Origin of the sequence: Dehalococcoides sp. UCH007 (assembly GCF_001010485.1) — a bacterium.
In the GTDB taxonomy this organism is placed as follows: Bacteria; Chloroflexota; Dehalococcoidia; order Dehalococcoidales; family Dehalococcoidaceae; genus Dehalococcoides; species Dehalococcoides mccartyi_A.
In genome coordinates this window covers 1,056,463-1,082,092 of record NZ_AP014722.1, presented here as the reverse complement: position 1 = coordinate 1,082,092, position 25,630 = coordinate 1,056,463, and the positions used below count along the sequence as shown (strand labels likewise).

The 25,630-nt window shown below is 48.0% G+C and carries 34 protein-coding genes; 10 read left to right on the top strand and 24 right to left on the bottom strand.

What is annotated here, in order from left to right:
• Positions 1-112: 112 nt before the first annotated feature.
• The 7 genes from UCH007_RS05740 to UCH007_RS05710 form a co-directional block, all read right to left on the bottom strand.
• On the bottom strand, positions 113-1,240 hold the full coding sequence (locus UCH007_RS05740) for a pilus assembly PilX family protein (RefSeq protein WP_046961296.1): 1,128 nt from the start codon (positions 1,238-1,240) through the stop codon (positions 113-115).
• A gap of 30 nt (positions 1,241-1,270) precedes the next feature.
• Positions 1,271-1,831, bottom strand: a complete 561-nt coding sequence (locus tag UCH007_RS05735) for a prepilin-type N-terminal cleavage/methylation domain-containing protein (RefSeq protein ID WP_046961295.1) — start codon at positions 1,829-1,831, stop codon at positions 1,271-1,273.
• Complete coding sequence (locus tag UCH007_RS05730) at positions 1,828-2,283, bottom strand: type IV pilus modification PilV family protein (protein ID WP_046961294.1); 456 nt, start codon at positions 2,281-2,283, stop codon at positions 1,828-1,830. Before UCH007_RS05730 ends, UCH007_RS05735 begins: the two co-directional genes overlap by 4 nt.
• Before the next feature lie 11 nt (positions 2,284-2,294).
• Positions 2,295-3,500, bottom strand: a complete 1,206-nt coding sequence (locus UCH007_RS05725) for a type II secretion system F family protein (RefSeq protein WP_046961293.1) — start codon at positions 3,498-3,500, stop codon at positions 2,295-2,297.
• A 9-nt stretch (positions 3,501-3,509) separates the two neighbouring features.
• Complete coding sequence (locus tag UCH007_RS05720; protein WP_041331270.1) at positions 3,510-5,846, bottom strand: GspE/PulE family protein; 2,337 nt, start codon at positions 5,844-5,846, stop codon at positions 3,510-3,512.
• Between the two features lie 105 nt (positions 5,847-5,951).
• On the bottom strand, positions 5,952-6,629 hold the full coding sequence (locus UCH007_RS05715) for a LuxR C-terminal-related transcriptional regulator (RefSeq protein ID WP_012882392.1): 678 nt from the start codon (positions 6,627-6,629) through the stop codon (positions 5,952-5,954).
• A gap of 26 nt (positions 6,630-6,655) precedes the next feature.
• A complete protein-coding gene (locus tag UCH007_RS05710) occupies positions 6,656-6,868 on the bottom strand; it encodes a helix-turn-helix domain-containing protein (protein ID WP_012882391.1) in 213 nt (70 codons plus the stop codon).
• A gap of 365 nt (positions 6,869-7,233) precedes the next feature.
• On the opposite strand from UCH007_RS05710, the gene UCH007_RS05705 reads away from it, so the two are divergent.
• Both UCH007_RS05705 and UCH007_RS05700 read left to right on the top strand, forming a co-directional pair.
• Positions 7,234-7,773, top strand: a complete 540-nt coding sequence (locus tag UCH007_RS05705; RefSeq protein ID WP_023652661.1) for an ECF subfamily RNA polymerase sigma factor, BldN family — start codon at positions 7,234-7,236, stop codon at positions 7,771-7,773.
• A gap of 5 nt (positions 7,774-7,778) precedes the next feature.
• Complete coding sequence (locus tag UCH007_RS05700; protein WP_046961292.1) at positions 7,779-8,636, top strand: DUF5667 domain-containing protein; 858 nt, start codon at positions 7,779-7,781, stop codon at positions 8,634-8,636.
• A 3-nt stretch (positions 8,637-8,639) separates the two neighbouring features.
• Here the strand turns inward: UCH007_RS05700 and pfkB are convergent, their stop codons facing one another.
• Positions 8,640-9,572: a 1-phosphofructokinase gene (pfkB, locus tag UCH007_RS05695; RefSeq protein WP_046961291.1), complete on the bottom strand. Its 933-nt coding sequence runs from the start codon at positions 9,570-9,572 to the stop codon at positions 8,640-8,642.
• Positions 9,569-10,579 (bottom strand): tagatose 1,6-diphosphate aldolase, encoded by a 1,011-nt coding sequence (locus UCH007_RS05690; protein WP_046961290.1) that lies wholly within the window; start codon positions 10,577-10,579, stop codon positions 9,569-9,571. The genes pfkB and UCH007_RS05690 overlap by 4 nt, the downstream gene beginning before the upstream one ends.
• A gap of 85 nt (positions 10,580-10,664) precedes the next feature.
• On the opposite strand from UCH007_RS05690, the gene ispH reads away from it, so the two are divergent.
• Positions 10,665-11,519, top strand: a complete 855-nt coding sequence (ispH, locus tag UCH007_RS05685; protein WP_012882386.1) for a 4-hydroxy-3-methylbut-2-enyl diphosphate reductase — start codon at positions 10,665-10,667, stop codon at positions 11,517-11,519.
• A gap of 54 nt (positions 11,520-11,573) precedes the next feature.
• Positions 11,574-12,545 carry a tryptophan--tRNA ligase gene (trpS, locus tag UCH007_RS05680; protein ID WP_046961289.1) on the top strand — a complete coding sequence of 324 codons (972 nt, stop codon included), beginning with the start codon at positions 11,574-11,576 and terminating at the stop codon, positions 12,543-12,545.
• Between the two features lie 81 nt (positions 12,546-12,626).
• Here the strand turns inward: trpS and UCH007_RS05675 are convergent, their stop codons facing one another.
• From UCH007_RS05675 to gatC, 9 genes are all read right to left on the bottom strand, one after another.
• Positions 12,627-13,823, bottom strand: coding sequence for an aminotransferase class I/II-fold pyridoxal phosphate-dependent enzyme (locus tag UCH007_RS05675; RefSeq protein WP_046961288.1), 1,197 nt, complete (start codon positions 13,821-13,823; stop codon positions 12,627-12,629).
• Between the two features lie 22 nt (positions 13,824-13,845).
• A complete protein-coding gene (locus tag UCH007_RS05670) occupies positions 13,846-14,328 on the bottom strand; it encodes an Lrp/AsnC family transcriptional regulator (RefSeq protein WP_023652655.1) in 483 nt (160 codons plus the stop codon).
• A 138-nt stretch (positions 14,329-14,466) separates the two neighbouring features.
• A complete protein-coding gene (locus tag UCH007_RS05665; RefSeq protein WP_046961287.1) occupies positions 14,467-15,162 on the bottom strand; it encodes an ABC transporter permease in 696 nt (231 codons plus the stop codon).
• Positions 15,162-16,082 carry an ABC transporter ATP-binding protein gene (locus UCH007_RS05660; RefSeq protein ID WP_046961286.1) on the bottom strand — a complete coding sequence of 307 codons (921 nt, stop codon included), beginning with the start codon at positions 16,080-16,082 and terminating at the stop codon, positions 15,162-15,164. Before UCH007_RS05660 ends, UCH007_RS05665 begins: the two co-directional genes overlap by 1 nt.
• Positions 16,079-16,288, bottom strand: coding sequence for a helix-turn-helix transcriptional regulator (locus UCH007_RS05655; protein WP_012882380.1), 210 nt, complete (start codon positions 16,286-16,288; stop codon positions 16,079-16,081). Before UCH007_RS05655 ends, UCH007_RS05660 begins: the two co-directional genes overlap by 4 nt.
• Positions 16,289-16,293: 5 nt before the next feature.
• Positions 16,294-16,668: a DUF2178 domain-containing protein gene (locus tag UCH007_RS05650; protein WP_023652650.1), complete on the bottom strand. Its 375-nt coding sequence runs from the start codon at positions 16,666-16,668 to the stop codon at positions 16,294-16,296.
• A 120-nt stretch (positions 16,669-16,788) separates the two neighbouring features.
• Positions 16,789-17,253, bottom strand: a complete 465-nt coding sequence (locus UCH007_RS05645; protein ID WP_046961285.1) for a glycine zipper family protein — start codon at positions 17,251-17,253, stop codon at positions 16,789-16,791.
• A gap of 16 nt (positions 17,254-17,269) precedes the next feature.
• Complete coding sequence (gene gatA, locus UCH007_RS05640; protein ID WP_046961284.1) at positions 17,270-18,730, bottom strand: Asp-tRNA(Asn)/Glu-tRNA(Gln) amidotransferase subunit GatA; 1,461 nt, start codon at positions 18,728-18,730, stop codon at positions 17,270-17,272.
• A complete protein-coding gene (gene gatC, locus UCH007_RS05635; RefSeq protein WP_023652647.1) occupies positions 18,730-19,017 on the bottom strand; it encodes an Asp-tRNA(Asn)/Glu-tRNA(Gln) amidotransferase subunit GatC in 288 nt (95 codons plus the stop codon). Before gatC ends, gatA begins: the two co-directional genes overlap by 1 nt.
• A gap of 109 nt (positions 19,018-19,126) precedes the next feature.
• Between gatC and UCH007_RS05630 the strand changes: the two genes are divergently transcribed.
• From UCH007_RS05630 to hisA, 3 genes are all read left to right on the top strand, one after another.
• Positions 19,127-19,507 (top strand): NfeD family protein, encoded by a 381-nt coding sequence (locus UCH007_RS05630; RefSeq protein WP_023652646.1) that lies wholly within the window; start codon positions 19,127-19,129, stop codon positions 19,505-19,507.
• 80 nt (positions 19,508-19,587) lie between these two features.
• On the top strand, positions 19,588-19,830 hold the full coding sequence (locus UCH007_RS07920) for a DUF2769 domain-containing protein (RefSeq protein ID WP_023652645.1): 243 nt from the start codon (positions 19,588-19,590) through the stop codon (positions 19,828-19,830).
• Positions 19,794-20,570: a 1-(5-phosphoribosyl)-5-[(5-phosphoribosylamino)methylideneamino]imidazole-4-carboxamide isomerase gene (gene hisA, locus UCH007_RS05620; RefSeq protein ID WP_046961564.1), complete on the top strand. Its 777-nt coding sequence runs from the start codon at positions 19,794-19,796 to the stop codon at positions 20,568-20,570. The genes UCH007_RS07920 and hisA overlap by 37 nt, the downstream gene beginning before the upstream one ends.
• A 6-nt stretch (positions 20,571-20,576) precedes the next feature.
• Here hisA and UCH007_RS05615 read toward each other — a convergent pair whose 3' ends face one another.
• Complete coding sequence (locus tag UCH007_RS05615) at positions 20,577-21,035, bottom strand: GNAT family N-acetyltransferase (protein ID WP_046961283.1); 459 nt, start codon at positions 21,033-21,035, stop codon at positions 20,577-20,579.
• A gap of 131 nt (positions 21,036-21,166) precedes the next feature.
• On the opposite strand from UCH007_RS05615, the gene hisI reads away from it, so the two are divergent.
• Positions 21,167-21,481, top strand: a complete 315-nt coding sequence (gene hisI / locus UCH007_RS05610) for a phosphoribosyl-AMP cyclohydrolase (RefSeq protein ID WP_010937017.1) — start codon at positions 21,167-21,169, stop codon at positions 21,479-21,481.
• Here hisI and UCH007_RS05605 read toward each other — a convergent pair.
• The 4 genes from UCH007_RS05605 to rplU all read right to left on the bottom strand — a co-directional run bounded on the left by UCH007_RS05605 (position 21,474) and on the right by rplU (position 23,332).
• Positions 21,474-22,397, bottom strand: coding sequence for a DUF1385 domain-containing protein (locus UCH007_RS05605; RefSeq protein WP_046961282.1), 924 nt, complete (start codon positions 22,395-22,397; stop codon positions 21,474-21,476). The genes hisI and UCH007_RS05605 overlap by 8 nt on opposite strands.
• A gap of 79 nt (positions 22,398-22,476) precedes the next feature.
• Positions 22,477-22,683 carry a 50S ribosomal protein L31 gene (rpmE, locus tag UCH007_RS05600; protein ID WP_010937015.1) on the bottom strand — a complete coding sequence of 69 codons (207 nt, stop codon included), beginning with the start codon at positions 22,681-22,683 and terminating at the stop codon, positions 22,477-22,479.
• Positions 22,684-22,689: 6 nt separating this feature from the next.
• A complete protein-coding gene (rpmA, locus tag UCH007_RS05595) occupies positions 22,690-22,944 on the bottom strand; it encodes a 50S ribosomal protein L27 (RefSeq protein ID WP_046961281.1) in 255 nt (84 codons plus the stop codon).
• A complete protein-coding gene (rplU, locus tag UCH007_RS05590) occupies positions 22,934-23,332 on the bottom strand; it encodes a 50S ribosomal protein L21 (RefSeq protein ID WP_171973454.1) in 399 nt (132 codons plus the stop codon). The genes rpmA and rplU overlap by 11 nt, the downstream gene beginning before the upstream one ends.
• Positions 23,333-23,562: 230 nt before the next feature.
• Between rplU and UCH007_RS05585 the strand changes: the two genes are divergently transcribed.
• Positions 23,563-24,471 carry a complex I NDUFA9 subunit family protein gene (locus tag UCH007_RS05585; protein ID WP_023652639.1) on the top strand — a complete coding sequence of 303 codons (909 nt, stop codon included), beginning with the start codon at positions 23,563-23,565 and terminating at the stop codon, positions 24,469-24,471.
• Here the strand turns inward: UCH007_RS05585 and coaE are convergent.
• Positions 24,446-25,042 (bottom strand): dephospho-CoA kinase, encoded by a 597-nt coding sequence (coaE, locus tag UCH007_RS05580; RefSeq protein ID WP_023652638.1) that lies wholly within the window; start codon positions 25,040-25,042, stop codon positions 24,446-24,448. The two genes, UCH007_RS05585 and coaE, sit on opposite strands and share 26 nt — an antisense overlap.
• A 254-nt stretch (positions 25,043-25,296) precedes the next feature.
• On the opposite strand from coaE, the gene UCH007_RS05575 reads away from it, so the two are divergent.
• Entirely contained in the window at positions 25,297-25,518 is a 222-nt protein-coding gene (locus UCH007_RS05575) for a hypothetical protein (RefSeq protein ID WP_023652636.1), read from the top strand.
• Positions 25,519-25,630 lie beyond the last annotated feature (112 nt).

Below are 25,630 nucleotides of genomic sequence, written 5' to 3'. Positions count from 1 at the left end.
GTGTTTTCTCCTAAATTTCACGTATGAAATTGCCAAATATGGACTATATCTTACTATACTATCAGGTATGTGTATATATATTCAACCCGCAGGCAATATTTTTGGACATATGTCAGCTTATGCTCCAGCTTATTATCCCCCAGAAGTGGCTGAGACCGCTGCCGGGGAAGTCAATCTTGTAGTTCCCGTATTCGTCAAACGGGCTTGCATATGTTATAGAACCGTTTTTGAGTTCAACTTCAGTAGCTCCAGCCAGTGTGCCAAAGAATTCTCCTCCTGGTTGCATTAAGGTTTTACCGTTCACCGAAAGGACAAATATATAATCATCCTCACTTGATTCCATATTGGGGTAAAAGAAAATATTACCTTCGGCAATGATGCTTCCTGAGCCCGTAAGGAAGCATTTTCCGCCAATTTCCAAGGCATATTGGTTTCCAGCGGTATTACTCTGTACATATGTGGAGTGACCATTCAGATCCAAAGTGAAGTCATGTCCTGTTTTACCTATTAGGGTGTCACCAGTTATGTAGACATCACCGGTTAGAGTATAGGTGGAGGTTGAAGTAGCTACGATGTTCAGTGTACCCAACCGCAGTATTTCCAGAATGCCAGCCGGGTAATTTGCCAGATTCAGGGTATCTGAAGCATACGGGGTGGTATTTACATAATAAAAGGCCGACAATTCATTGGCACCCGGCCATGGACCGGTATAATACTCAATAGGGGCATTTTCTTCAGAAGGGTAAATTACAAGGGGATGTCCACTTTTAATTGTTATTTGACCTTGACAGGTAATGACATGGTTCATGATGTCTGTGTAGTTATTATAGGTGTCGCTTACCACTGCAGTTATGCTGATGGTTTCAGTGGAACTGACAGAGGTGGACATAATCTGGTAGGTATCCTCTGCAAGGTAGGCTAAAGTTACGCTCACAGTCCGCCCGTCTATGGACATGCCGGGCAGAGTTCGGCTTTCTCCTGTATGCATGGGCAAACCACCGGATATCAAGGGGCTGTTTGCCGGATCCAGATACCAGATAGCTTGCTCTATACCGGCATCTGCGGCATACAGTCCGGCAGTCCGGTTTTCAAAGGTAGTACCCTGTACCAGGGCTGAACCCATCAGCATCATCAGCGGGGGCAGGGTTAGGGCTCCTATGGCCAGAAATATAAGGGCGATAACCAGCGCTTGACCCTGCTGGCTTCTAAGCCTCTTGCTTATAGTTATTAAGTTTCTCATCTCCACACCTCCCCGGCCAGACCGGATGTGTTAGGTGCTGCTTATCCTGGGTTTAATGTGCAATATTCTTTCTTCAGTCTGGGTATGTAAGGTTATGGTTATTTTGATATCAACTGCACTGGGCAGTCTTTCATCTGATGTCAGCTCATCTTCAAATAGTATACCACTAACATACTCGGCTATGAGGCTGATTTGAGTAGAATTGTCAAACAGCCGCAATTCGGTTCTGGTAAGTGTGCCGGTAGCCGTATTATAGGTGTAGGTAACTATGTAATCGGTCACAGGGTTGGTTGGGTCAGACTGGTACTCGGTATCTCCGCGTGTCTGGTTAATAGTCAAAGTATGGGTACCCGAATCCCATGCGGGCTGTTCATTGGCCATTTGGATATCGTTAGACAGCCAGCTGCTGGTAATATCCAGATGGCGGATAATAGTCATATGGTCACTGCTTCGCTGGGTAATGTTAAACAGCTGGAAGACACTGGTAGTCAAACCTGCCATTATAAGACCGGTAATAGCCAGGGCAACCAGCAGCTCTACCAGAGTAAAGCCGCCCTGTTTTTGGCGGTATTTCAGCAGCTTTATTTTCATCTCTGTGTCACATAGTCTATAAGGGTAAAAATAATCTTGTTTATCCCGCCCTCATTGTGCTGGATAACTATAGTTATCTTCTGGATGCCTTTATCTGTAGTGCTTTGGTTATTGGTAACCACATCCCAGGGTATACCGTAAATTTTATTTTGTATCAGGTTTCCGTCACGGTTATAAGTGCATATAATAAAAGAGTTATCAGACGGACTCAGGAATGTATAATCCGCTACTGAGCCATCTGCTGCAGACAGGTATGAAAAGCTCTTCAGCTGCTCCATGGTACTCTTGGCATAACTTTCAGAAGTAGTGCGTACGTTAGCTAGGGATACCGCTTTAACCGCTGTATTGAGGGCTGTCAGGAAAGCCACACCTATCAGCCCTATAATAGCCAGGGCAATCAGCACCTCAATCAGGGAAAAACCCTTTTGGTGACTCAGCAGCTTTCTTCGCATTTTATTTATCCTTAGCCGATCTGCCCGTATAAGGAGTACATGGAAGATACCAGGGCAACGGCAATAAAGCCTACTACCAAACCGATACCTATAGTCATAATGGGTTGTATCATGCCTATGGCAGCACTTATCCGGTCGTCAGCTTCGGTATCATAGGTAGCTGATACGGTAGATAATGTGTCGTCAAGTTTACCGGTTTCCTCACCCACGCTTACCATTTGAACCATCATAGGCAGAAAGAGCGGGTTTTTAGTCATGGGACGGGAAAGCCCTTCGCCCCTTATCAGATCATGCTGTACTTCGGCCAGTGCGTTGCTGATAAGTTTGTTGTTTGCCGCAGTGGTGGCTTGGTTCATAATTTCAGGCAACGGCAGGCCGGCCTTAAACAGCAATGACATGGTCTGGCAGGCGCGTGAAAGCTCTGAAAGGAGCAGAATACGCCCGATTACAGGTAGTTTAAGGGCTATGCGGTCTCTATGGTATCTCCCCATTGGTGTCCGCATATAAATCACCAGCGCAGCTATCGCTATTACGAAAGCCCCTGTTACATACATACCCCATGCCTCAAAGAAATCACTCAGGCCTATAAGTATTTTAGTCGGGGTGGGCAGTTCAGTGCCCATTTGGGAGTATAAACTGGTAAATGCAGGTAGTACGAATGTAACCATAAGCAACAGCACCAGAATACCTACCACCGCAACTACACCGGGATAGGTTAGGGCGCTTTTAATTTTCTTTTCGGTTTCTACATTCCGCTGGACAAAGTTGGCCAGATTACGGAGCACTATCTCAAGGCTGCCTCCCTGTTCACCGGCCGCAATGACCCGGTGATACAAAGGCGGGAAAGCCTTGGGGTGCTTACTCATTGCTAGAGACAGCGAACTCCCTCCGCGTATATCATTTACAATTTCGCCGATAATATCCCGGAAAAGTTTATTGGTAGTCTGTTCCTGAAGTAATTCCAGTGAAGTTACAATATCCGTACCGGATTCAAGCAGCAAAGCCAATTGGCGGGAAAACAGAATAACTTCTCTGGGTTTTACCGTTGAGAAGTTAAATGAACTGGTGGTGCTGAAGAAGGGCGTAATGGGTTTGATGCTTAAAATCTGGTAACCGCTATGGCTCAGCAGTCTCTGGGCTGCCTCCAGTGAAGTAGCCGGGATTTTCCCCTTTACAAGCCTCTTATCCTGCCCGTAAGCTACATAATTAAAATCCATTTACTTACCTCAATACTGCTCCTCCGGAGAATAAGCACTGCGTAGTACTTCGGAGGGAGTTGTTATATTATCCTTTACTTTCAGCATACCGTCTTTCATCATGGTAGTCATGCCGTCTTTAATGGATTGGGCATGTATCTCCGAGGGGGAAGCCCCGCTCAGCATGAGTCGTCTGACTTCATCGCTTATAGTCATTATTTCAAACAGGCCCACCCGTCCCAGATAGCCGGTAAAGGCACATGATTTACAGCCGCTGCCGTATACAAATTTAGTCCGCTTTTCCCCTATCTCACGTTCATAAGCCAGCTGCTCAATTACCGGTGCTTCAATAGTGTGCTGGCAGTACGGGCAAATACGCCTGACCATGCGTTGAGCTACTACCCCTACCACAGCTGAAGCAATCAGGAAGGGTTCTACCCCAAGGTCTATCAGGCGGTAGAGAACACCGGTAGTATCATTGGCATGGATAGATGAAAGCATAAGGTGGCCGGTAAGGGCTGCCTGAACGGCTATATTGGCTGTTTCCGAATCACGTATTTCACCTACCAGTATTACATCAGGGTCAAGGCGGAGTATAGACCTAAGGCCGCTGGCAAAGGTAATACCTGCCTGCACATTTACCTGTATCTGGTTAATATCTTTAAAACGGTATTCCGCCGGGTCTTCTATGGTAATAATATTCTGCCGCATGATATCCAGCGAGTTTATAGATGCGTAGAGGGTAGTGGTTTTACCCGCACCGGTAGGACCGCTGATAAGTATCATACCATAAGGCACTTTGAGCATCTTGTTATATTTTTCCAGCCCTTCAGGCAAAAAACCTAGCTGCGAAAGTTCTATAGTGGCCCGGCTTTTATCAAGCAATCGCAGTACAGACATTTCCCCGTTTACAGTTGGGGCGGTTGCCGCCCGGATATCTATTTCGCGTCCGCCGGCATTTACCGTAAACTGGCCGTCAAGTGCGTGGAAATGGTCTGCAATATTCATATCACCCAGAATTTTGATTCTGGAAATAATAGCCCGGTGGGCGGTAATAGGCAGAGACATCATGTCCTGCAGAGTGCCGTCAATACGGAAACGCACCCGCAGGCGGTCTTCGTTGGGTTCAATATGTACGTCTGATGAGCGGGCTTTTACCGCTTCTTCAATGATAAGATTAAGGGCTTGGGCTAACGGCGCGTCAATAGCCGCATCTATAGCCAGACGGTCATCTGTGACCTCACTGGGAATAGACATGCGGGAGAGGTATTTTTCAATATCCCCGTAGCCTTTATAGTTAAAGTCTATAGATTCGCGTATCTCGCGGGCATCTGCCGGTATGGGCTTTATGCGGCGTTTGGAGTGAGCAGAAAAGGCCTCAAGTGCCAGTATGTCAGACGGGTCTGCCATAGCCATTTCTAAGGTATTACCCACTATATTCAAAGGTATGGCAGTATAACGCCGGGCAAGCACCTCAGGGATAAGCTTGAGGGCTTCGGGGCGGGGCGACTGGCGCAGGTCAGTTACCCCGGTTTTGCTGTTTTTAGAATCTGTTTTGGCCGAAGTTTTTAGTACCTCTTCAGCTGTAGTTACAGCGGCACTCTCCTCGGTAGCTGTAGAAATGGGTTTAAATTTTATAAGTTTCACTTTTTGGGCATCGGCAAACTGCTGGGCATCAGGAGTTATTTTGGCTGTGGTAGCCATAATCTTGTCAGATATACCGCAGTCAAAGGCTTTGGCATCAAAGAGAGCCACGTCCTGAAGTTCCATGGAAGGCTGTTTTTTAATAATATCTATACCCAGAGTGTAGTTGTCTGTATTTATATCGCTGGCCACTATGTCAAATACGTGTGAGATACCGGAACGCCCTTTGATACGGGCATTCTCTCTTATGGTATAGCCCAGCTCGGTAAGCGCCTTGATAAGGTCTTCGCGGGAGAAGATATTGTTTATACCCTCCAAACGATTAGGCCGTTTGGAACTGGTAACCAGCAGGTCTTCCAGCCGGTCTTCGTCAAAAACCTTAATCCGTTGTTTTTCAGCAAGATTTCGGGTTTCGGGGGTAAGTTTGGGTATGGCAATAAGGATACGTTCATTTATGCCTGTATCAAAGGCTTTGTTGGCAAAATTGAAAATAGCGCCGCTTTCTTCTTCCTGGTTTGAACCCAGAATTATGCAGACCGCCATAGTTCTGGTGGTAAAGCCATCATTCCGGCGGGCCACTATGTCAAAGACATGCTCTACACCGGATTGCCCGGTTATTTTAACATCACTTTCCACCTGGTAATTGTGGCTGGACAAATAATCAGCCACCCTTTTACTAACCAGTTTGCGGAGTTCTGTGTCTTTCACTTTATTTTGTAACATTTCTAACTATATTCCAGCTTGTTTATTGGCTTTTATCCATTTTATTATAACATCTTACGCATAATTCACATAAAGGTGCAACTATTTGTCAAAAATAAGCCAAATTTAAATATTTATAAGGCCGCAGCGTATAGCTACAACCACCGCATGCGCCCTGTCATTGGCGTTTAACTTGCGTAAAATAGCGCTGACATGGTTTTTTATGGTTTGTTCGCTTATTTCCAAACTATTGGCAATCTGTTTGTTGGTATTGCCATTGGCAATCAGTGTTAATATCTGTTTTTCGCGGTTGGTCAAAGGGGTAACAAAATTGGAAGCATCCTTACCCAGCATGGAAACATCTTGAAACTGGGCCAGTACCTGTTTGGCAAGATTGGGGCTGCTCATTAAGCTTTCATTAATAGGATATTCGCCCCGGTTAGCCCGGCGGATAGTCTCAACAAGCTCTTCTGCGGTACTGCTTTTCTTAAGACAGGCCACAGCTGCTGTCCGGATGCATTCGAACAATTCGGTATCATTGGGGTTTGGCGAAAGGATGATAACCTTGGTATTAGGAAAGGTGCGCACAATCCGTCTGCCCAAATCAAGCCCGCTGTAAGCTATCAGGTCTGAACCCAGCAGTACTACATCCGGCATCTTGCTTTCAACCTGTTCCAGGGGGTCTTTGCGAGTATCGGTTGGGAGTATCTCAAAATTATTGTCGGATAAGGCCTGGGCAACACCCGCTCTGAAAAAGGGTTGCTCATCTATGACCATTACCCTGATTTTGCTGTTGTCTTCCATTGCTTGTCCCTTCTTTTACTCCAAGTTTATTTCAGGAGCTTGGTTTTGCCTTCCCGTTCCAAAAACTGTTCCACATCTTCCTTGCGGAAGCGGCGGTCACCTCTGGCCCCAATCCGATAGGATTTAAGCACCATCTGATTACTCCAGCGACGTACGGTGTTTATATGCACATTCAGCATGTGGGCTACTTCGCTGGTAGTCAGCATGGGCGAGACTGTATTATCTTCATGATTTGCCATGTCAGTCCTTTCTTAAAGTATCTTAACCTAACTATTCAGAACTATACATGATATAAACTCTACTATCCAATCCCCCGAACGTACTAAGCTGTATAGGAAAATAGTAATATAAGTTAAGATAACTTATAGAAGCCAAAAGGTATACATTTCCTATAATGACGGAAACTAGTCTGGATTTCAACCCCCTCGTTTACGGAAAGATAGATTTTAAAGGAAAAAATATTTATGCGAGTATCTTTTTATAATATTTCCCAGTTGCTATCTTTTTAAAAACTGCTTCGTTATAATTTGTGCACGGGTAAATAACCGGGTTTGACCGGCCGGGAGTCCTCAGATAGAGGCCGGCCAAGAAGGGGATCTTACTGGTGCAAACAGAGAGACACCTGGTTGAGCTTGCTCAACAAAAAGACGAGCAGGCTTTTGCCAGATTGTACGAGGAATATTTCGATAAGATTTATCGTTATATTGCCTTGAAGATCGGCAATAAGATGGAGGCCGAAGATTTGACCCAGCAGGTCTTTATGAACATGCTCCGGTCTATATCTTCCTTCAAGTGGCAAGATAATACCCCGTTCTCTGCCTGGTTGTACCGTATTGCCCATAATCAAATTGTAGACTATCTGAGGAAAAAAAACCGCCAGCCCACGGTGGATATAGAACTGGTGACTCCGCTGGCCTGCTCTGATGACCCGGTGGAAACTACCGAAGTGAATATAGACTATGAAAAGTTTGTGGAGGTATCCGGTAAACTTACACCCGCCCAGCAGGAGGTTATTTCCCTGCGTTTTTCCTCGGATTTGCCGATTACCGAGGTGGCCAAAATAATGAATAAAACTCCGGGTGCGGTCAAGGCGCTGCAGCACAGTGCAGTGTCATCACTCCGTCGAATGCTCTCTGGAGCGTGAATAAAATGAATGTAAAAAATAATCCCGAATTTGATAATATCCTAAACGAATGCTTAGACCGTATACTTATAAACGGGCAGGATTTGGAAAGCTGCCTGCGTCTGTACCCTGACCAGGCGGTAGAGCTTGCTCCTTTGCTCAAAACCGCTACCGGTATTGATGCTCTTGCCTCAGGCTGCAAGCCTTCGGAGTCGTTCAAAGCCAAAGCCCGTTACGAATTTATGTCTGCCCTGAATGAAAGCAAGCACAAGAAAGGCTTTTTCCGGTGGCGTCTTAACTGGGCAACCGGGCTTGTCAGTGCCATTATGCTTCTTTTTGTTTCGGGCGGAGGGGTGGCAGTAGCTGCTTCCGGCAGTATGCCTGATAATCCCCTCTACAGTGTAAAGCTGGCAACCGAAGAGCTCTGGCTGAGTTTTTCCTTTGGCGAAGAGGGTAAAATAAATGCCATGAACAAGATTGCCGATAGAAGAGTTGCCGAGATAATTTATCTGGCGGATACGAATCAGGTTAGTCTGCTAAGGCAAACTAACGATAAGCTGAACTTGGCGTTGTCTGCTATGGCTAATCTGATAGGGGCTGAAGATAGTGTGATGTCGGCTGCCAACTCTCAGGGCAGAGACGATACTATCCTAACTGCGCCTGCCGCCAATTTGCCGGATAAAAGCTTTGGGTTGACTGAAAGTTCTGGCAGTAGTGTCAATATTACTCAAAATGATATTATACTTTCAGCTATTGCCAACCAGAATGCCCTTAATCTGGCTTTGGAAAGGGCTTCCGATGATGTGCGTGAGGATATGGCCTGGGTGATTGCCAATGCTATTGCGGCTTACCAAAGGATATTAAACGCAATGAATATTCCCTGAAAGCTAAGCCAGACGGCGGATTTTAATACGGGGTAACCAGTACTGAACGTCTTCACGGTGGCAGAGTTCGGTACCGGGGGTTATTACGGCGGCTGTCCCCATAGCTACACCTAAACGGCAGGCTTCTTCCAGACTATATTCACGGCAAAGGGATATGGCCAAGCCGGCCACCGTTGAATCACCCGCCCCCACCGCGCTTTTTACCCGTACATAGGGAGAGCGGGCTTTTATCACCTGCTTGCCGTCACTGGCTATCAGTCCCTTTTTGCCCATGGAGATTACCGCTATGCCCGCTCCCATTTGGACTATTTCCTTAACCCCCAGTATTATTTCAGCCTCGGTTTCCAGTTTCCTGCCCAGCAGCTCTTCCGCTTCGCGGATATTGGGTTTTACCAGACAGGGTTTAGCCTTAAGCCCTGCCCGCAGGTATTTGCCGGTGGCATCCAGTATGGTTTGCTTGCCCAGTTTATGGGCATTCTTGATAAGAGTGAAATAGACGCTTGAAGGTATACCCGGCGGTACGCTGCCTGACATAACAATAAGGTTTGACGAAGCGCTCTCCCTTTGCAGGTCTTCGTGAAAAAGTTTCAGTTCAGACGGCGTTATCCGCGGGCCGGGGGCGTTAAGGTTAGTCTGGCGGCGGGTTTTAGTGTCGTATATTATAAAACAGCTGCGGGTAGGATGGCTTATGGGAGTAAAACAGTAGCTTAGTCCTTGTATTGTGAGCAGGGTTTCAATTTCCCGTCCCTCTTCACCGCCTAGAAAACCGCAGGCAATGGTAGCATCTCCCATTTCATGTATAGCCCGTGACACATCTATGCCTTTACCGCCGGCATATTTGGACATAAGATGCCAGCGGTTAGTTTCGTACAGTACCAGACCATGCACGTCTATATGTTTATCCAGGCAGGGGTTTAGGGTAACGGTGGTAATCATGGGTTTTCTCCCTGCTGGTAGTTGGCATACCAGGTGGGGTCGGGGTTTATAAAATTACCCGCTTTCAGTCCCAGTTTTTCATGCCAGGGGCGTCCCGTATTTTCAGCTATCTGACACAGGCGTTTAAACCTTTCGGCGGCCACGCGGTTTATAAAGTCCTGGCGGTTTACCGGGTTGGTTATATCCAAAGCTTCCTGCCAGACGGCTCTTCCGGCCAGAAAACCGGATGCCCCGCACTGGCAGGCTATCTCCAGTTCACGCACGTACAGGTTAAAATCCGCCCCGGCGGAGAGTATAGCCCAGGGTACGGGACAGATGGAGTCCAGTTTTCGGGCGGATATAAAGGCCTCATCTTCGGTCAGGCTGAAGCGGAGGTCGGCGGGGAACTCCACCTTGAGTATGTCTATACCCAGTCCTGCCAAATCTTCTACGGTGGAAAGGACTAAACCAGGTTTGTTCTTGGCAAAAAGCCCGGCATTTTTCAGTTCCTGCCCGGTGGGGTAGGTAACAGGCTCAAGCACAAAGGGGATATCCAGTTTGCGGCATTCGTCAGCCACGGTTTTTACCAGAAGCTGCTGGGTCTTGGCTAAATCTTTTATATCCGGGCGGTAGTACAGCAGCAGCTTGACGGCGTTTGCCCCCAGCAGTTTTATCTTGTTTACCCCCCAGTTTTTAAGGAGTTCGGTAGTCCGGTACTCGGCCTCTCCGCCGTAACCGCTTGATTCCAGGCTGACAAGCAAGCCGCAGCCGGGTGCAATGGCGTTTTGGGCCAGGCACTCAGGCAGCCCGTAAATGGGGTCAAGGAGTACAGCACTGGCCTGTCCTGAAAAAGCCCGGCAAAGGCTCAGTTTGAAATCAGCCAGGCTGTGGTAGCATTCTTCTTCGGTGGTTTTCGGGCAGAGGTGCTTTTTTATTGAGCCGCGGTGATCCATAGCCGCAATCTCAAATAAGCCTTTCTGGCTGGCCAGAGCAGTCAGGTTAAGCAGTTTACCCGCGCTGATAGTCATCTTAGAGCCATTATGTAGCATTAAAGCATCTAAATCAAGAACTATTTGTTTTGGCAGGATATACGGGATATAATGGCTTTTAGCTATGAAAGTGGAATGCGCATCTAATATCGGTTTTTGTTTTGGCGTGCGGCGTGCCATAAACATACTGGAAAAAACAGCCGCTGAAAAGGGCGGGGTGGAGACGCTGGGTGCCTTGGTGCATAACCAGCAGGTCTTAAACCGCCTTTCGGGCATGGGTGTCCGGGTAGTAAAGAATATAGATGACATTTCCGGCCGGACGGTAGCCATTTCCTCCCACGGGGTGGGGCCTTTAGTTTTAGATGAGCTGAAATCTAAGGGGCTGGAGGTAGTGGATACTACCTGTCCGTTTGTAAAAAGGGCTCAGGTAGCTGCCAAACGCTTTCATGATGCCGGTTTTTTTACCGTAATTTACGGTGATGTAAACCACCCTGAGGTTAAGGGCATTATGGGTTGGGCAGGCGGGGACGGGCTGGCTACTCTTAATCCGCAGGGACTGGTTGACGTGCCTGATGTATCCCGATATATAGGGGTGCTTTCCCAGACCACCCAGATACCCACCGGTTTCACTTCGTTTGTAAAAAATGTGATAGATCAGGCTCTGGTGAAAGATGCTGAAATCCGCATTGCGGATACTCTCTGCCACGATATCCGGGAGCGGCAGGCGGCCGCTTTGGAACTGGCAGGCAGGGTAGACCTGATGCTGGTTATCGGCGGGCATAACAGCGCCAATACCCGCCATTTGCTGGATTTGTGCAAGACTGTGTCCAACACTTATCTGATAGAAACTGCTTCGGAACTGCAAACCGGATGGCTTAGGGGGGTAAACCGTATCGGCATTACCTCCGGGGCTTCCACTGACGAAACCACCATATCCGAAGTCTGTTCGTATCTGGGCAGCCTTTCAGCCGGAACTTAGCTTTAAATTAGCTTTAGCTTATGTTACAATCCACCTGTTATTTAGGAGGAGCAAATGAAACGGGTTTTTTCCGGTGTCCGTCCCACAGGCCGTCTCCATCTGGGCAACTACCTTGGAGCGGTTAAAAACTATGTGGCCTTGCAAGATGATTACGAATGTATTTACTGCGTAGTAGACATTCACGCTCTGACCACTTTGGAAGAAACGGATGCCTTAAAAGAAAATATATATGAAATGATGCTGGATTTGCTGGCATCGGGTCTGGACCCCAAAAAGTGTATCCTGTTTGTTCAGTCTCAGGTGCCGGAAATAAACGAACTCTTTACCCTGTTCGGCATGATTACCCCTCTAAGCTGGCTGCTTCGGGTGCCCACCTTCAAGGAAAAGGTCAGGATGCACCCTGACAATGTTAACTATGGTCTGGTAGGCTATCCGGTGCTTCAGGCGGCAGATATATCCCTTTACAAGGCTGATTTAGTGCCGGTGGGGGTTGACCAGCTGCCTCATCTGGAGCTTACCCGTGAAATAGTCCGCCGGTTCAATGAAAAATTCGGGGATACCTTCCCTGAGGCGCAGGCACGCCTGACCAATTTCCCCACAGTGGTTGGTCTGGACGGCAAGGACAAAATGAGCAAGTCGCTCAACAATCATATTGAGCTGGCTCTGTCAGAGGAAGAGACTGCCAAAAAAGTAATGAGTGCGGTTACTGACCCCGCCCGCCAGTTCAAGACTGACCCCGGACACCCTGATATCTGCAACGTGTACAAGCTGCATAACTATTTTAGCCCGCAGGAGGTTACCCGGATTGCAGATGACTGCCGGAACGCTCGCATAGGCTGTGTTCAGTGCAAACGGGCTCTGGCCGAAGCTATCAACGTCTACTTGCGCCCTATCCGGGCAAAAAGAAGCAAGCTGGCTGAAAACCCTGATGAGATTTACCGTATTATGGCAGACGGGGCGGAACGGGCAGGGGCGATAGCCCGGGAGACTATTGACGAAGTCCGCCGGAAAATGAATCTCCGCTGATTCCAATCCCTAGCAAATTTAAGGTTATAAAATAAGCCCCGCTTTTGGCGGGGCTTTAGTTTTACAGGATAAATAAGCGGATTACATACCGGGGCAGTTGTGCTTTAAAAAGTGGCGGAAACGCTTCATAGCCTCTTCTATATCTTTCATGGAGGTAGCGTAACAGCAGCGCAGGTAACCCTCGCCGCTGTCACCAAAGGCAGTGCCGGGTACGGCGGCCACCTTTTCTTCCAGGAGCAGCTTTTCGGCAAATTCGGCTGAACTCAGTCCGGTTTTTTTGACTGAAGGAAAGGTGTAAAAAGCGCCTTTGGGCTCAAAGCAGGACAGCCCCATGTCGTTGAAGCTTTTTACTATAAAGCGGCGTCTGCGGTCATATTCCTCTACCATCAGCCGCACGTCATCCTGCCCGTTCCTCAGGGCTTCCAGGGCGGCTTTCTGGGCGGCAATAGGAGCGCACAGCATGGTATGCTGGTGTATCTTAGTCATAGCCTGGATAATATCAGCTGGACCGGCTGCATAGCCAATCCGCCAGCCGGTCATGGCATAAGTTTTGGAAAAGCCGTTTATAATCACACTCCGTTCGCGCATACCCGGCAAAGTGGCAAAGCAGGTATGTTCAAAACCGGAGTAGATAATCTTGTCATATATCTCGTCAGATACCACCAGCAGGTTCTTCTCGCAGGCTAGCTTGGCAATCTCGGCCAGTTTGGCCTTGGGCATAACCGCCCCGGTGGGGTTTGAAGGATACCCCAGCAAAATTGAACGGGTCTTGGGGGTAATTCTGGGGGCTATATCTGCCGCACTTATTTCAAAATTGTTAGCTTCAAAAGTGGGTATCTGTACCGGGTTGCCGTATGACATAAAGACACAGGAAGGATAAGCCACATAGGCTGGGTCAGTCATAAGTACTTCGTCACCGGGGTTCAGGGTGGCCCGCATAACCAGGTCCAGAGCCTCGCTTGAGCCCACGGTTATTAAGATTTCGGTTTCGGGGTTGTACTCCAGTTTGTAGGTTTGGTACAGGTATTTGGATATTTCCTGACGGAGTTCCAGAAGCCCGGCGTTTGAGGTGTACATGGTATAGCCCTTTTCCAGAGCGTAAATGGCAGATTCGCGGATATGCCACGGGGTTGTAAAGTCAGGTTCACCCACACCCAGAGAGATAGCTCCGCTGCCCATCTTGGCGGCCAGGTCAAAAAATTTGCGTATGCCGGAAGGCTTGAGCTCTTTGGCTCTGTCCGAGATAAAACCTTTGTCCGTTCCCACCAGTGATGTCATAGCTCAAACCTCTGAATGTTTATTAAAGAACTACCGGCTCGCGTTTGATATCATCGTTGCCGTCAATTATTTCACCATCTTCTTTGTAGCGTTTCAGCAGGAAATGGGTAACCGCTCCCTGCACGCCTTCAATAGGAGCCAGTTTTTGGGCTACGAAATTGGCAACCAGCTGCATAGTCTTGCCGCCTACCATTACCAGCAGGTCATATGTGCCTGAAAGCAGGTAGCAGGAACGCACCTCCGGGTAGCGGTAAATCCTTTCGGCAATGGCATCAAAACCCACATCTCTCTGGGGGCTGACCTTAACCTCAATCAAGGCGAAAACCTGCTCGTTGCCCAGTTTTTCCCAATTGACAACGGTTTTGTATTTGAGGATGGTCTTGTCAGCTTCGGCCTGCTTTATCTCGCGGCTGATATCCCCTTCGGGAAGGCCGGTCATGCAGGCCAGTCTGTCAGGTGTAATGCGGGAGTCATTTTCCAGGATTTTTAAAATGTCACTAAGCATTATTTTCTCCTGTTTGTGGTAGAGCTATTATAACAGATATATTTAAATCTAAAAAATACTCCTCTTTACTTACCGCTGTCAAAAAAATGCCCCCTGTGTACATAATACACAGGGGGCAAACAGGCTGATAAAAATATTTTAAGGCAGGGTGGTTACTATCCTTTCCCGGCTGAGGAAACGGGTCAGGTAAGTAGAAATACCCAGAATCAATATTGCCGCTCCGGCTACTATGCCCACCAAAGTCCATTGGGCATCAATATTGCTGGCCAGACCTATACCCGCACCCATCAGCCCGAACATGGGCACAAAAACTATAAGGTTTAAAATGCGGTACTCTTTCAGCCCCACATACAGGTTTAAAAAGCCCATCAGGTTTACAAAACCCAGAATAACCAGCGGTGTCACAAACAGCACCTGCACAAATATAGCCAGCGAGGGCAGTATAAACTCCCCGTTTTCAAGTCCGGTACGGATAACGGGTATCAAAACTGCCAGCAGGACAAAAGGGTAGGTGGAGGCGCTTACCCCCAGCACTTTGCCCAGCAGAATATCCCGCAGGCTGAGCGGGGTGCACATCAGGCTTTCAATAGTGCGGGTGTATTTTTCCATTACGAATGCCTGGCTGAGAAACATATAAGACATAAAGGCACTTATCATGATAGACAGGTAAAAAACCACTCCGTTAATGGATAAACCCAAGCCCGGCTGATTTGACAGGTTGTTGGAATAAAGGAAACCAAACAACAAGGGCATGATAAGTGCCTGAATAAGCATACCCCTGTTGCTGAAATTATCCCGCATTTCTTTTTTAGCTACGGTTAGTATATTTTGCATTATTTGGTCTCCTGTTTCATAGTCTCCAGATATATCTCTTCCAGAGACCGTTTGAGTTTGCGTACTTCTTCCAGCCTGATATTATGACTAGCCAGATGGCTGATTATCTTCGGGGTATCTACCCCTTCAGCCGGGGTCAGGGTTAGGCCCTCCTGGGTGCGGTGGATATCAACCGCCAGTTTGGTGGTGGTGAGCAGTTTTTCAGCTTGCTCAATATCATTTGTGTTGCCAAAGGAAAGTTCCATGCCGGGCTGGCGGTTTTTCCTATCCAAATTGGTCAGACTATCCCAGGCCAGCAGTTTGCCGCCTTTGATAATGGCCACTTTATTGCAGATACGCTGGACTTCGTCCAGGTCATGCGAATTCAGGAAAATAGTCATATTCCCCTCGCGTGAGAGGGACAGGATAAGGTCACGGAAGTTTTTCTGAGCTTCGGGGTCAAGCCCTGAGGCCGGCTCGTCCAGAAAGAGAACCTCCGGTTTGTGCATAATAGCTTTTGCCAGAGCCAATTTACGTTTCATGCCCTTTGAAAATTTGCCTGCCGGGTCATTCCGCCGTCCGTTCAGGTCAAAAAATTCCAGCAGTTCATTTATCCGAGCTTCGCGGTTAGGTATCCGGTAGATATCTGCAAAATACCGCAGGTTTTCATAGGCGCTCAGGCGGTCATAAATGCCGTCCACCTCCAGCAGCACTCCCACTTTGCTTCTGGCGGCATCATCTCTAGCCAGATTTTTGCCATTCAAGGTTGCCTGGCCACTGCTGGGGTTTAAAAGTCCTAAAATAATTCTCATGGTGGTGGTTTTTCCGGCGCCGTTTGGCCCCAGAAAACCGAATATTTCCCCCGGGGCGACATTAAATGTGATATTATCCAGCACCGTTTTGCCCTTGAAGATTTTGCTGAGATTGCTTACTTCTATCATTGTCCTTCCTGTTCAGTATTATATGTAAATACTTCTTCTATAGTTGTTTTAAAAAGGGCAGCTATCTTAAAAGCCAGTTCCAGAGAAGGGGAGTATTTCCCCCGCTCTATAGATATAACAGTCTGGCGGGTTATACCCAGTTTGTCCGCCAGTTCTTCCTGAGTAAGGTTATTTATGGCTCTTAAAACCTTGAGTTTGTTTTGCATGGTATCTACATTTTGCTGCGGTAGTAAAGATTTGCCAAGTCATACAGCAGAATGAAAAATATTGCCATTCCGACAAGCAGCCAATATTCGGGAGAAGAAGCGGCGTTTTCATTTATCATCAGGTAAATCAGGGGTGCTATGCCGACTACCGGGCCGAAAATACGGATAGTAAAGCTGGCCGCCTTTTCCTGAATACGGTACTGGCGTTCGTCTGCCAATACACCCCGTACTTGGCTTCTCAGAAATATACTCATGCCTATAAGCAGAGGCACTGCCAGCAGCCCTACCAGATACCATTCGTTAATCGCAGCCCACCCTACAATGCTACCTATGGCTACTGATAGTGAAATGACTATATACCGGTAAGCTTTAATACTCATAGGTTTGTATTGTAAAACGATATATACAAAATGTCAATGATGCTGTACATTCTAAATTTAAGAAATAAACAGAAAGCGGCTGTTTCCAGCCGCCTGATTATATATACTAACCAACCGTTTTTAAATACCGCGCCCCTGTTTGCGGGCGGCGATATCCAGAATCCCGCCTATAACCAACCCGGTAACCAGTCCTATAGTAACCCCGGTAGCCATATTGTTCAGCACATATCCCAGCCCTGCACCTATGGCCAGCCCCAACGCCAGCCAGATGCCCATGTTTTCACCGGGGGGTGTCAGCTTGTGCTTACTCTGCAGGTGAATAACAATCCCGTTTAAGGTGTTGAAATAGGATTCTTCATCACCTTTGGCAACAGGTTTATTCTTCAGAGTTTTCAGGCAGGCAGTCAGTGCATGGCGGAACATGCTGCAATCTTCACAGTTTTGTCCGAAATTGTCCATCTGGTAAAGGACTGTTTTAAGCCATTTAAGTCGGTATTTTTTCGCTTCCTTTTGGCTTAAATTTGCTTCCAGTTCGGAAACAGTCTCACTGCTGGTTTGGTACCATTCGCTTGGTTGCTTAATCATGGATTTCCCAACCTCTCTATAACCTGGGCGTTTCCTTGTGCCAGGCGGTGGCGCACTGGAAGGCATGGGCTATGCGCATGATAGTCTGGTCAGCAAAGGGCTTGCCTATAATTTGTAAACCCACCGGTAAACCATCTACGAAACCAGCCGGTATGCTTATGGCGGGCAATCCGGCAATATTTATGGGGATAGTACAGGTATCACACATGTACATCTCAAAGGGGTCATTCAGCTTTTCACCGACACTGAAAGGCAGGTTGGGGGTAGTAGGGGTTATCAGGGCGTCATATTTTTCAAAGGCATTGTTAAATTCCTGACTTATAAGTGTGCGTACCTTCTGGGCTTTGACATACCAGGCGTCATAATAGCCGGCAGAAAGGGCATAAGTGCCTATCATAATACGGCGTTTTACTTCAGGTCCGAATCCTTTGGCGCGGGTCTTTTCCATAGCTTCCCACATGTTTTCGGTCTGGTTGTAAGAATAACCGTATTTTACCCCGTCATATCGTGACAAATTGGCCGAAGCTTCGGAGGGTGCCAGTATGTAATAAACCGCCAGTGCATAAGGGGTATGGGGCAGGGATACCTCCCGGTCTACGCTTGCACCCAGACCCGAAAGGACTCCCAGCGCGTCATTTATCTTCTCGGCTATATCCGCCCTCATATTCTGGCTGAAATATTCTTTGGGTACACCCAGTTTAAACCCCTTTATATCCCCGTCAAGGCAGCTGCTGAAATCCGGCACTGTCTGGGGGACGGAGGTGGAGTCACGGTCATCAAAGCCGGCAATAGCATTCATTACCAGAGCACAGTCCAAAACATCTTTGGTAAAAGGGCCTATCTGGTCAAGCGAACTGGCAAAGGCTACCAGCCCATAGCGGCTTACCATGCCGTAGCTTGGTTTCAGTCCGGTAACACTGCAGAAGCTGGCCGGCTGGCGGATAGACCCGCCGGTATCCGAACCCAGTGAAAAGACCGCTTCCGAAGCAGCCACGCAGGCAGCCGAACCTCCGGAAGAGCCGCCGGGAACTTTGGCGGTATTCCAAGGGTTTCGGGTGGTAAAGAAGGCCGAGTTTTCGGTGGAAGAACCCATGGCAAACTCGTCCATGTTGGTTTTACCCAGCAGCACCGCCCCTTCTTCGGCCAGTTTATCCACCACGTGGGCATTATACGGGGGCACAAAGTTTTCCAGCATCTTGGAGGAACAGGTGGTGCGGATACCTTTGGTGCATAATACATCTTTAAGGGCCATGGGGATACCGGTCAGCGGGCGGATATGCCCCTGTTTTATAGTTTCGTCAGCCGCTTTAGCCTGGGCTAAAGCACTCTCAGGGCAGACAGTCATAAAAGCCTTTATCTCAGGCTCAAGTTTTTCTATCCTGTCCAGATGGGCTTGGGTAAGCTCGGCGGAAGATAGCTTTCGTTCTTTCAGCAGTTTATGGGACTGGGCAATGGTCAGCTTGATTAAATCTGTCATTATTCCATCACCGCCCGTATCCGCACGTAATCACCCTCGCGTTTGGGGGCATTTGAAAGTATCTCCTCACGGTCATAAGAGGGCTTTATAATATCCTCTTTAAGTACGCTTTTAACCGGGGTGGACTGGGCGGTCGGCTCTACGCCGGTGGTATCCACCTGCTGCAGTACCTCAAAATGCTCCAGCAGGGCCGAAAGCTCTTTACTCAAGCGGTTTATTTCATCTTCCTCCAGCCCCAGTTTAGCCAGGCGGGCAATGTGGAGTACATCTTCGCGGTTTAGCTTCATAATATCCCCCGTTTACAAGTCCCCAGATTATAACACCGCCGCTAAATACGGGCAACAAAGCCCGCTTTTAGCTGTATTAAGGGAAAGGTGTTATTGCTATAATAGCGGTATGAATATCCGCCTGGTCTGGACTGTATTTACTACGCTTTTAGAAGGGGCAGGCATTGCCCTGCTGGGTTTGTGGCTGCTGCCGAAGGCGGGTTTTCATTTGCCGCTTTGGGTGGTACTGCTTGCTGAGGGGATGCTGCTGGTATTGTCAGTGTATTTTTACCATGTGGGTACGGTTACCTTAGACCAAAAACCCCGTACCGGTGCGGAAACTATTATCGGCAGCAGTGCGGTAGTGGTAGAAAACTTAAATCCTCGGGGTATGGTACGGCTGGATGGAGAGCTTTGGGAAGCAGTCACTTCTGAAGCAGGCATATCCAGCGGGCAGGAAGTGGTGGTAATAGGGCGGGATAAAATGCGTCTTAGAGTAAAACCCAAATAGAGCCGTTCTTTCGCTAAAAACCGCCAAGATGTTATAATGGCGGCAATCTCAGGCAGGTCTCGGTAAAAGGGGGCTTAAGCGTGAATAACAATAATCCGGTTAAAAGGCTGATACTGGGGTTTAACAGTAAGCTCTGTCTGTGTAAAAAATGCCCCAGTTACCCCGGTCATAAGGATAAAGTGGTCTACTGTGAGAGGGCAAAAAGCCCGTATGTAATCAGCAAAACAAGCTGTCTTTGCCCCCAGTGCCGGGTATGGAAGCTGAACCATTTTGCGGAGACATATTACTGCAGCAGCGGTGCGGCTCCGTTATCCCGTATTTAAGCGGTAGTTTCAAGAGAGGTGTCAAAATAGAAATAATACCGGCAATAGATATTTTAGGCGGCAGGTGTGTCCGTCTTCTTCAGGGTGATTATGCCCAGGAAACAGTATATTCGCCAGACCCGGTGGGTACGGCTATGCGCTGGCAGTCTCTGGGCGCTCCCCGTTTGCACGTGGTGGATTTGGACGGTGCTGCCGACGGGGAAAGTGTTAACTTTGAGCTTATAAGGGAAATAGCCAATTCCGCCCTTATACCGGTGGAAGTGGGCGGCGGTATCCGCAGTATGGATACGGTAAAGAAACTGCTTACGGCCGGGGTTGACCGTGTAATACTGGGTACGGCGGCGGTAGAAAACCCGGAGCTGGTCAGGGAAATATGTGCCAGATACGCTGACTCGGTAGCCGTCAGTATAGACGCCAGGAACGGCAAGGTGGCCACTCGCGGCTGGGTAAACAGTACCGAAGTAGATGCATTGGATCTGGCCCGCAGTATGAAAAAACTGGGTGTGAAGCGTTTTATTTACACTGATATCAGCCGTGACGGCACTCTGAGTGAGCCTAACTTTGCGGCTATACGAGACCTTATTTCGGCTATAAATATGCCGGTTATAGCTTCAGGGGGTGTTTCCAGCCTGAGCCATTTGCGCCTTTTGAAAGATATCGGTGCGGAGGGGGCTATTGTGGGCAAGGCCATTTATACCGGTGACCTGAACCTTAAACGGGCCTTTGAAGAGTTGTCCTAGATTAGCTTAGAAATCTGCTTCATACATCAGGTAATGGCTGGGGGTCATGCCCAGTTCGGCATAGGTGGCTTGGGCGCGTTTGTTTTCTTTCTCTACATATAAACGCAGTCCGCAGACATTGCCTGCTTCTTTAGCCTGCTTAGTCAGATTTTCATACATAGCCCGGAAGATGCCCTGGCGGCGGAATTCGGGCTTTATATATACACTCTGAATCCACCAGTAAAATTTATTCCGCCAGTCACTCCATTCGTAGGTAACCATAAGCGAACCGGCGGTTTCCCCGTTACACTCGGCTATCAGGTAAAAGCCGTATCCGGGGTTTTCAAAAAGATAGGCTGCCCCTTTCATAGTAGCGTCTTTATCCAGTGCCTTGTTTTCAGTTTCCAGGGCCATAGATGCATTAAAACCGGCAATCGTATTTGTATCACGGCTGTCTGCCCGGCGGATGCAAAGTGTTTCCTCCAAAATTTACCCCCTGTGTTTTGATGTATACTTATCTTGTACGTTTAATATCACTTACAAGATGCACTTTAAACCAATTCCTGATAAAATAACATTTTCTACGCAAAAATAAAAACGGGAGATAATGTATTCAAATGGAACTCAAACTGGACGACAAAGGGCTTATAGCCGCCATAGTACAGGATGTGAAGGATGGCACGGTGCTGATGCTGGGCTATATGAACCCCGAATCCTTCAAGCTCACTCAGGAAACCGGCAGTGTCTGGTTTTACAGCCGCAGCCGTCAGGAGCTCTGGAACAAAGGCGCTACCTCCGGCAACAAGCTTATTGTCAAGGAAATGTATATTGATTGTGACAAGGATGCTGTGCTGGTAAAGGCTGAACCTATGGGTCCCACCTGCCACACCGGCAACCGCAGCTGCTTTTTCACACCGGTAGAGCTTAAGTAGCCGCTTCGCACTCAGGGCAGGCTTTTTGGGGAATATAATCGGGGTTGTCCATCTCTACTGTCTTTTTAAGGGCAGTGATGGCAACCTCGATTTGTTTTATATCCGGCTGGCGGGTAGTCAGTGACTGCAAGGCCAGGCCCGGTTTAATCAAAAAGCGGACTACCGGGTTGTGGCAGTGTCCGGCGCTGAAACGGGTAAATTCATAACTTAGGGCTGCAATTACCGGCACCAGTATTATCCGGGAAGCAAACATAACCGCAAAGGCAGGCTTGCCTATCAGGCTGAATACCAGTATGGCTATTACCATCACCGCCAGCAGAAAGCTGGTGCCGCAGCGGAGGTGGGCGGTAGAGTAGGTTTTTATTTCGGCAGCCCTTTCCAGTTCAAGCGGCACACCGGCCTCAAAGGCGTTTATGGTGGCGTGTTCCGCCCCGTGGTAGCCGAATACCCGTTTGATGTCCGGTGTCAGGGTAACCAGTTTTATATAAATGACAAATATTACCAGCCTTACTATACCCTCAATCAGGTTAAACAAAACGGCTGATTCCAGAAATGAACTCATAAGGTTAGTGATGAACAAGGGCGCCAGAAAGAAAAGGGCTACGCTGGAACCCAGTGACACCAAAAGCATCAGCCACAAAAGCCCGCCCGAAAGTTCTTCTTCCTCTTCCTTCAGGGCTATATTGGCCGAATATATAAGGCTCTGAATACCCAGAATCATGCTCTCAATAAGTACAATAGCCCCCCGTATAATGGGCATTTTGCGCCATTTGCTGGTATAAAGCGAATGCAGGGGTCTTACTTCGGTGGTGATTTCACCGCCGGGGTTGCGTACCGCAGTGACCAGGTTTTTCTGGCCGCGCATCATTACCCCTTCAAGTACCGCCTGTCCGCCGTAATAAAATTTTTCTGCCAATATCCCACTCCGTCATAAACAAAAAGGAGCGGCTTTTAGTACCGCTCCTTTTATTATCGCATTTTTAAATGGTAAATGCTTAGGTTTTGTTGCCGTAACGCTGGCGGAATTTCTCCACCCGTCCGGCGGTGTCAACCATTCTTTTCTCACCGGTGTAGAAGGGGTGGCACTGGGCACAAAGCTCTACCTTGATGCTGTCCTTGGTAGAACCCACTGTAAAAGTGTTGCCGCAGGCACAGCTTACGTTGGTGGCGGTATTATATTTAGGGTGTATTTTTTCCTTCATATGGCCTTAGTCAGCAACTACGCTGACTTTCCTCCTGTCATTAGTGGTGGGCTCAAACCTTACCACACCTTCGCAGGTGGCGAAGATGGTATAGTCACGCCCCAGACCCACATTTTCACCGGGGTGAATGCGGGTGCCTCTCTGGCGGACAATAATTGTCCCTGAGTGCACTTTTTCACCGGCAAAACGTTTTACGCCCAGCATTTTGGGCTTGCTATCACGTCCGTTCTTTGTAGAACCCGCACCTTTTTTATGCGCCATCTGTAGTTACCTCGTTAGTTTTCTTGGCTCTGGGCTTGCGGGCAGGCTTTTCGGCAGCCCCGCCGGTCAGAATCTCACCTATAGTCAGTACAGTGTACAGCTGGCGATGTCCCGTTTTCTTGTGATTGCGGGATTTAGCCTTGAAACGGTAAGCAAAGACCTTGTCACCCTTGATATGGCCGGCAACAGTGGCAGTTACCTTGGCACCCGGAACAGTGGGGGAGCCTATAGTAACGGTCTCACCGTCATTAAGCATCAGAACCTTGTCCAGTTCAATGCTGTCACCCTCAGCCAGGTCAAGCAAATCCACTTCAACCAGCTGGCCGGGTGTTACCTTGTATTGTTTTCCACCGGATTCAATTATGGCGTAAATGTTGACACCTCCCAAAAGCAAAGCAATATTATACAGTAGAATATATTAAAACGCAAAGCCACCTGGCTTTTAAACAAAACCTTCTAAAAATAATATGTTCAGAGACGCTTGTCAAGAACCTCTGCAAAACTTGTCCCTATAATTTAGCCTAAAACCGCCAAATTAGCAAAATATTCTTTTGGGGGATATACATCTCGGCGGGCATGTGGAGTTATACTCAAAGTATCAGGTGAAGGAGGGGCAAAATGACTAACAGAGTATTTGTCACTGGCGGCAGCGGGTTTGTGGGCGGGCATTTGCTGCCCAGATTGGCTGAAAACGGATTTAAAATCCGTCTGCTGGTTATGAATGAAACCGAGGCCAAGCGGGTAAAAACCCCCGGAGTGGAGTTTGTGTACGGTACGGTTAATGACCTGTCGGTGCTTATGGAGAGTGTGAAGGGTATTTTTGCCGTCATACATCTGGTGGCCATACTGCGTGAAAATAAAAATGCTACCTTTGAGAAGGTAAATATAGAAGGCACAAAGAATATGCTGGAGGCCGCTGCCGAAAACGGGGTAAAAAGGTTTATCCATATGGGGATACTGGGTGCCAGCGCGGACCCCCGTTTTACCTACCTCCATTCCAAGTATCTGGCTGAAGAAGCGGTCAGCAAATCAGGTCTGGATTACAGTATTTTAAAGCCTTCGGTCATGTTCGGACAGGGAGCCGGGTTTATAAATGCCCTTATCCGTTCATTTAAGCCCTATCCCTTACTTGCCCCAGTTGCCGGAAACGGGAAAACCCGCCTTCAGCCTGTCTGGGTGGAGGACGTGGTCAGCTGCCTGCTGAAAATGCTGGACGGTGAAAAGATACATCAGAGCGTACAGATTGGCGGACCCCAAATATTTACTTATGATGAGGTTCTTTCGGCGGTGATGCAGGCTATGGGGGTAAAAAAGCCCCGGATGCATGTACCTGTGAGTTTGATGCATCCGCTGGTTTGGCTGATGGAACGCACCAGTTCCAATCCGCCTATTACTCTGCCAGAGCTTAAAGCTTTGTCAGTAGACAACATAACTGCAGAAAATGCTATAAAGAGAGAGTTTGGTTTTGACCCCAGGCCTCTTTCGGAAGGGCTTGATTACCTTAAGACAGCTCCAGCCGTTCCTTAGCCAGCAGCTGAACGCAGGTCTTCAAGTCTTCAAAACGGCAGTTGTTGTTTATCACCAGGTTTGCGTATTTGAGGCGTTCATTATCGGTTGCTTGGGACTGGATACGGGCCAGAGCCTGTTCACGGCTTAGCCCCATGCGGTTGTGCAGCCGTTTGAAGATGCTCTCTTTGGGAGCGGTGATAAGCCAGACTTCATTTACCAGCTTCAGCCAACCTGCTTCCACCAGCAGAGGGGCTTCAATGGCTACTGATTTTATGCCCTTTTCACGGTATTCTTCAAGCAGGGAGGAAATGGCCTGTTCTATCAGGGGGTGGGTGATTTTATTCAAGCGTTCCAGTCTTTCGGGATAACCGAAAACCAGTTCCCCCAGTATCTTGCGGTTGATACTCCCGTCAGGGTTCATCACTTCGCTGCCGAATACATCTGTTATCCTGGTGCGGATACCTTTATTCTGGAGTACACGGTGGCCAATCTCGTCGGCATCAATGATATTGACTCCGAGTTCCTTTAAATAACGGCATACGGTAGTCTTGCCACTGCCGATACCACCGGTAATGCCTACAATTTTCATTGAATTAGTCTAGTCTTTTAAAAAAATCAGGTCAAGTAAATTTGCGCAAAGATGTTTCTGTATACCAGAAATCTCAGTTTCCATTTTCAAAGCGGGTGTATTCTTGTCTAAGTATATGCCTGACAAAACTAAGACACTCTTTATATTTAAATACGTATGCCTACTAATTGTGGGGTTGATGCCCTTGTGGGATAGTGGAAATATAGGTTGGCACTTCCTAAACAGATGGCGAAATTGCCGCCGGGAGGTGATTTATGAAGACTAAAAGTTTAACCATGCCTGAAAGGGAGCTGCTGGCGGGGATACTCAAAAATTACATTGGCGAGCTCCGTGTGGAGATAATCCATACCGAAACAGATACTTATAAAAAAGCCTTGCATGCCAGGGAAAAGATTTTATTCGGCATCCTTCGTAAATTGGAGGCTGCCGTTATCGAAGATAAGCCCGAGTTGCCCCTGGCCAATAAGGCCTCCTGACAGGATATAAATCTGCCGGTACTGCTTTCTGTAAACTGCAGGTATAGCTGGCTGTTTTCGGCTTGATTCAGCCCGAACCATGACCTGCCTGAATGGGGATGAATCCTTTTCA